Source organism: Psychrobacter sp. Choline-02u-9 (assembly GCF_002836505.1).
Classification (GTDB): domain Bacteria; phylum Pseudomonadota; class Gammaproteobacteria; order Pseudomonadales; family Moraxellaceae; genus Psychrobacter.
Window position 1 is genome coordinate 1 of record NZ_PJBF01000008.1, and the last position, 6,320, is coordinate 6,320.

Sequence of the window (6,320 nt, forward strand, 5' to 3'; positions counted from 1 at the left end):
TGATTTCATGCAATACGATATTCATAAAGAGAACGGGGAAAGTAAGCCATGAATGAGTCATTTAATCACGCTGGAACTTGGGGTCTCGCACTAATTGTTATTGTGCTCATTTCTTGGTTCTTTTACCGTTATTTCGCACCAAAGAACTGGCGTGAATGGGCGGGTGCTGGTGTAGTTCAGGCTTTCATCATTGCACTTTACGCAGAAATGTATGGCTTTCCGCTCACTATATATTTATTAGTACGGTTTTTTGGTTTAGACAGCCAATATATCAGCGCCAGCTTATGGTCGACCCTTGTTGGTTTAGGTGAGACAGGCATGATGATCTCAATGCTACTCGGCTATGCTATTGCATTTTTAGGAGTCGGACTTTTTGCTCAAGGTTGGCGTCAAGTCCATAAAGCACGGGGTGAGAACCGCTTGATGACGGAGGGGCTTTATGCCTACGTGCGTCATCCTCAGTACACGGGGTTGTTTATTGCGCTGTTCGGGGAAGGCGTAGTGCATTGGCCAACACTATTCTCAATCGTTCTGTTTCCAATTATTGTACTAGTTTATACATGGCTCGCTCGACGTGAGGAACAACAGATGCTCAAAACATTTGGAGAAGATTACCTTGCCTATAAACGGCAAGTGCCAATGTTTATTCCTCGTTGGGGTAGATGGCGTCAACTCGCTGCCGCCTCACGAATCAAGAAGTAATATTAGTACAGCATAAAGCTTTTACTCACACTGCTTTCTTAGGCTTAAAACGGACAGATGGACGGTTGATGGGTTTAAGCTTGAACGACATCATGTAATAACAAGAAGTATTAAGATGGCTAAATCAAACTTAACAACAAGTACTTTGAGGATTGCTCCTGTTGGCAACAGTGTATCGCTGTTTCTACTCATTAGTTACCTGTTATGCATAGGCTTTGGCTTACTTGCACCCGAACAGATAAGTATGCATGAAGCTTGGGCGCCTCTACTACCTGGCTTTGAGTGGTTGACGTGGACAGGCTTTCTAATTGGGTTTGTCGAATCGTATCTTTACGGTTGGTATTTCGCAATCTTATTCGTGCCACTATATCGGTGGTTCGCAAAATAGTTCAAAGGTACTCTTGTATGAATAGTCAGCAACCTTTTCAATTTGAGTAAAAATGAATTGAAGAGTTGGAGTAATCGCAGTTTAGAGTAAGGAGGAATCATAATGAATGGCATGATGAATGGGTCGATGCATGGCATGATGAACGGCTCAATGATGCAGGGTATGGGCTGGGTTATGATGCTTATCTGTTTGTTATTCCTCTTACTGTTTTTCGCAGTACTAGTATTAACCATCAAGGCTCTGCTCAAGTATTTGCGTGATAAAGACTAAATTCCAATTAAAAAGTATAAAAAATAATTTTAGAGACTTTTAGATTAATAATTAGATGAATAGCAATCGAGGATTGATGATAGTGCTTTAAGAGTTGTATTTATTATCAATATTTATTGTCTTCAAGGAGTGAGTTTATGAAACATATTGCCGATGAAAAATCTATCAAAGGTGGTCAGTACGATAAAGTACCAGAAAATTATAGTGGTACGGTTTATATCTGCCCGATGCATCCTGAGGTTAGAGATACTGAAAAGAGCGATTGTCCGATATGCGGCATGTTTCTTAAACCTGAAGACGAGGTTGCTGAATCCAACAACCATGAAGACAGTCATGCGCATTGTCATGGAGCGGATGATAATAATAGCACTGAGGCAAAACCTATCGAAGGCGGCAAGTACGACAAAGTACCAGATGATTATAACGGTACGATTTATATTTGCCCTATGCATCCTGAGGTCAGAGATGTTGAAAAGAGTGACTGCCCAATATGCGGCATGTTTCTGCAGCCTAAAGACGAAGTTGCTAACTCAAGCGACAATGAAGACAGTCATGCGCATTGTCATGGAGCGGGTAATGATAGCGGCGCGGTAAAATCTATCAAAGGGGGTAAGTACGATAAAGTACCAGACGACTATAATGGTACGGTTTATATCTGTCCAATGCATCCAGAAGTCAGGGATGTTGAGAATAGTGGTTGTCCAATATGCGGCATGGCACTTGAGCCGGAAACGGTCACTATTGGCGAAGAGGACACCGAAGAGCTTGATGATATGACGCGGCGCTTTTGGATCTGCACGGTACTCACTATACCGCTATTAATATATGTTATGAGCGGTATGTTTGGAGTTGACTTTAGTCAGTATGGTATACCTTCACAGGTTTTACAATGGGCTGAATTAGTGCTTGCGACACCTGTAGTGCTTTGGGGGGCCGCCCCGTTTTTCGTTCGTGGCTGGCAGTCTATAAAAAGCCGCAATCTCAATATGTTTACTTTGATTGCGATAGGCGTAGGCGCTGCTTATGTTTTTAGTATTGTCGCGACCTTTTTTCCCAATATTTTCCCAGACAGTTTTAGAGACGCTAGTGGTCAAGTCGGAGTCTACTATGAAGCAGCAGCTGTCATTGTAACCTTAGTATTGTTGGGTCAAGTATTAGAGCTCAAAGCCAGAAGCCAAACTTCAGGTGCGATTCGAGCATTGCTTGAGCTAGCTCCACCGACTGCAAGACGTGTTGACGAAAACGGAGAAGAGATCGAAGTCTCGCTTGATGAGGTTGTCAGTGGCGATAAGTTACGGGTTAGACCAGGTGAGAAGTTGCCCGTAGACGGTACAGTGATCGATGGTAATAGTAATGTTGATGAATCAATGGTAACGGGTGAACCAATCCCTGTATCAAAAGTAGCAGGAGATACAGTGACTGGTGGTACGGTAAATGGCACCGGAACGCTATTGGTCGAAGCGGTCAATGTTGGAGCAGATTCGGTATTATCCAAAATTGTACAAATGGTTGCCGAAGCTCAGCGTAGCCGCGCGCCTATCCAGCGCTTGGTAGATCAAGTGGCGGGTTGGTTCGTACCTATTGTTATTGTCAGCTCTATCATAACCTTTATTGTCTGGGCAATCTTTGGCCCTGAGCCGGCTATGGCCTATGCTTTGGTTAACGCTATCGCGGTACTGATTATTGCCTGTCCTTGTGCCCTTGGTCTGGCGACACCTATGTCTATTATGGTCGGTACCGGTAAAGGCGCGCAAAACGGTGTACTTATCAAAAATGCCGAAGCGTTGGAGACTATGGAAAAGGTCGATACTATCGTCGTCGACAAGACTGGAACTCTGACCGCTGGTAAGCCTGAGCTTACTGCAATTGATGCGTTAGCAGGTCAAGATGAAGACGAGTTCCTTGCACTGGTAGCTGCAGTAGAAAGCGCTAGCGAGCATCCTTTGGCAGAAGCTATTGTCAGAGCCGCTCAAGATAGATCACTCGTTATTCCTAAAGCTACTGACTTTAATTCGACCACCGGTGAAGGCGTACAAGCCATAGTCAATAGCAAACAAGTCGCTATCGGTAACTCAAAGCTTATGGAGAGTTTAGACAGCTTCGATCAGGATTTATCTACTAAAGCTGACGTCCGTAGAAAGGACGGTGAAACGGTAATGTTTGTGGCTATAGATGGTAAAGCTGCTGGTATTATTTCAGTTGCTGACCCTATTAAACCAAGTACCAAGGAAGCCATAAAGTTACTACACGACTCGGGACTAAAAGTTGTGATGCTAACCGGTGACAACGAAAAAACCGCGCAGGCAGTCGCCAATAAACTAGGTATTGATGAAGTTCATGCGGATGTCTCACCAGAGGATAAAAACCGTATCGTCAAAGAAATGCAAGACAGCGGTAAATTGGTCGCTATGGCGGGTGATGGTATCAACGACGCACCAGCGCTAGCGCAAGCTAATGTTGGTATCGCTATGGGAACCGGTACCGATGTGGCGATGGAGAGTGCGGGCATTACCCTGCTAAAAGGTGATTTAATGGGCATTGCCAAAGCTTATAAGCTTAGCCACGCCACCATGCGCAATATCAGACAGAATCTGTTTTTTGCCTTTATCTACAATGCACTTGGTGTTCCTATTGCCGCAGGTGTGCTCTATCCCATATTTGGGCTTCTGCTCAGTCCGATGATAGCAGCGGCAGCGATGAGCTTGTCGTCATTCTCGGTGATTGCTAACGCGCTGCGATTGCGCCGTTTGAAACTATAATTCTGGTACGGTAAAAAGTGTTCTAAAGCACACTGACACATACTGGTCTAAACAAGATCACAAAATATAAGGATACCGTTATGGGCAGCTTTTCTATTACACATTGGCTGATTTTATTGGTCGTAGTGGTGGTCGTATTTGGTACTGCCAAGCTTAAAAATGCAGGTAAAGATTTAGGCGGTGCGGTGAAGGGTTTTAAAGAAGCGGTCAAAGATGAAGAACCCGAGAATGCTCGCAAAAATCATGTGCTTAGCCATGAAAATAGTACGCCAGCTGCAAGTAATGATTTAAATACGCGTGTAGGTAATCAGGCTGATGATATGGAAATCAGCCCTATTTCCACTGATGACCAGCCTAAAGTATGAAGCGCGCCGCTTATAAATAGCGGCACTAAGTAGTCTATTAATATATGTGACTGTTATGTTTGATATTGGGTTTTCCGAATTACTCTTGTTTGGCGTCATTGCTTTAATCGTATTGGGCCCAGAAAAACTGCCGCAAGCCGCACGTACCGCTGGGCAATGGTATGCCAAACTGCGCCGTACAGTATCCACTCTACAATCTGAAATAGAAGCTGAGCTTGATCTAGCTGAAACACGTCAACAAATGCAAAATGAACTTGCGAAAATCCGTCAGACCGAGTCGGATATGAAGCGCGAATTAGCAGAAATGCGTGGCAGTATGCAAAAGTTTGAGCAGTCACAGAACCAAAGCCTAGACGCTTCACATCAGTCAAACACTCCTCAGCAGCAAAATCATCAGCCAGATACTTCCTCTTCTTCAGCTATAGAGAAGGGGGGATAAATGAGCTTATTTAAGCGCCAAAAAAGTCGCCAAAGAAAGTTAGCAAATACAGATGCTAAGGCGTCAGATGCTACCCATAATGTTGAGACTGATAATGTGCTGAATGCGCTTAGCGACATGCCTATTACTGAGCATTTGATTGAATTACGCAAGCATCTCATCAAAATATGCGTAGCCGTTTTGATCGTCTTCTTAGCATTGGTAGGGTTTTCGCGTGAGCTCTACAATCTTTTATCAGACCCTCTGGTTGCGCAGCTGCCTGCGAATTCGACTATGATTGCTACTGATATTACCTCGAACTTTATGGCACCTATTCGCTTGACGATATTCGTCGCCGCATTTTTAGCAATGCCTTATATTCTGTATCAAATTTGGTCATTTGTAGCTTCCGGCTTATATAAAAAAGAGAAGAAAATTGCCATTCCTGTACTGCTATCTTCGATATTTCTATTTTATGCTGGTGTTGCTTTTTCTTACTTTGTCGTACTCAAAGGTGTGTTGAAGTTTTTTATACTTTTCGCTCCACAGAACGTCATACCGATGACCGATATTGACAGTTATCTGAGCTTTGCGCTCAAATTATTTATGGTGTTTGGACTAACTTTTGAGATTCCAGTGGTTACCTTGTTGCTGATAATGGCCGGAATCGTTTCTACTCAGAATCTAGAAGATAAGCGTCGTTATATCATTGTCGGCTGTTTTGGGATCGCTGCGGTAGTGACACCGCCTGATGGTGTATCAATGCTGTTGTTGGCGATTCCTATGTGGCTATTATTTGAGCTGGGTTTATTCTTAGCAAAAATGTTAATCAAAGAGGAATGAAGCACCGCTTTAGACTCAGGAAGTGAGACATTAAAAAGCAACTAGCATCATCGTAAAAACGCCAAATACCCCTTTTGTTTTTTGCTGTTTACTAGAGTATGTCAGCGTAAGCACTCTACTTAACGACGAGGTTTAAATGGAACACTTAACCAGCAACAACGAAGAAACTAATGACGGTCTTGCAAATCAACTGAATCAAGAATGCTATTGCCGTACTTTAGATCGTAAGGTATTGAATACTAGCCTTCAAGATCAATTAGCAGAAACTAGAAACAATCCAATAGGAGCGAACGAGCTTAATAAGCTTTTTTCAGCAACACCAGTGTTCGTCCCTAAAACAGAGATAGAGACAATGGTGCGAATCGTCGCAGCTATTGAGTCGGCTGCTAAACTTCCATCTTACCAACAGCAAGTATTGTCATGGGCACCCAAAATTGCTGCTTTCGATCCAGGGCCAATAGGAGCCTTTATGGGTTATGACTTTCACTTAGGTAGCGATGGCCCTCAACTTATTGAGATCAATACTAACGCTGGAGGCGCATTTTTAAACGTAGCACTTGCCCGTGCACAAAAAC

7 protein-coding genes and 1 pseudogene are annotated in these 6,320 nt (G+C 43.4%); all 8 read left to right on the top strand.

Annotated elements, in window-relative coordinates:
- The first annotated feature begins 48 nt into the window (after nt 1-48).
- Nucleotides 49-702 (top strand): methyltransferase family protein, encoded by a 654-nt coding sequence (locus CXF69_RS00400; protein WP_025653156.1) that lies wholly within the window; start codon nt 49-51, stop codon nt 700-702.
- 115 nt (nt 703-817) lie between these two features.
- Nucleotides 818-1,090, top strand: coding sequence for a DUF5676 family membrane protein (locus CXF69_RS14590; protein ID WP_102078898.1), 273 nt, complete (start codon nt 818-820; stop codon nt 1,088-1,090).
- 102 nt (nt 1,091-1,192) lie between these two features.
- Complete coding sequence (locus tag CXF69_RS14245) at nt 1,193-1,360, top strand: hypothetical protein (protein WP_180952676.1); 168 nt, start codon at nt 1,193-1,195, stop codon at nt 1,358-1,360.
- 137 nt (nt 1,361-1,497) lie between these two features.
- Nucleotides 1,498-4,119: a copper-transporting P-type ATPase gene (locus tag CXF69_RS00410; protein ID WP_102078899.1), complete on the top strand. Its 2,622-nt coding sequence runs from the start codon at nt 1,498-1,500 to the stop codon at nt 4,117-4,119.
- Between the two features lie 80 nt (nt 4,120-4,199).
- Complete coding sequence (gene tatA / locus CXF69_RS00415; protein ID WP_011959992.1) at nt 4,200-4,484, top strand: Sec-independent protein translocase subunit TatA; 285 nt, start codon at nt 4,200-4,202, stop codon at nt 4,482-4,484.
- A gap of 55 nt (nt 4,485-4,539) precedes the next feature.
- The gene (gene tatB / locus CXF69_RS00420; protein ID WP_102078900.1) at nt 4,540-4,923 is read left to right on the top strand and encodes a Sec-independent protein translocase protein TatB; all 384 of its coding nucleotides are present in this window, start codon (nt 4,540-4,542) and stop codon (nt 4,921-4,923) included.
- A 117-nt stretch (nt 4,924-5,040) separates the two neighbouring features.
- Complete coding sequence (tatC, locus tag CXF69_RS00425; RefSeq protein ID WP_416374993.1) at nt 5,041-5,745, top strand: twin-arginine translocase subunit TatC; 705 nt, start codon at nt 5,041-5,043, stop codon at nt 5,743-5,745.
- Nucleotides 5,746-5,881: 136 nt separating this feature from the next.
- Nucleotides 5,882-6,320: pseudogene (locus CXF69_RS00430) on the top strand (hypothetical protein); the annotation flags it as partial.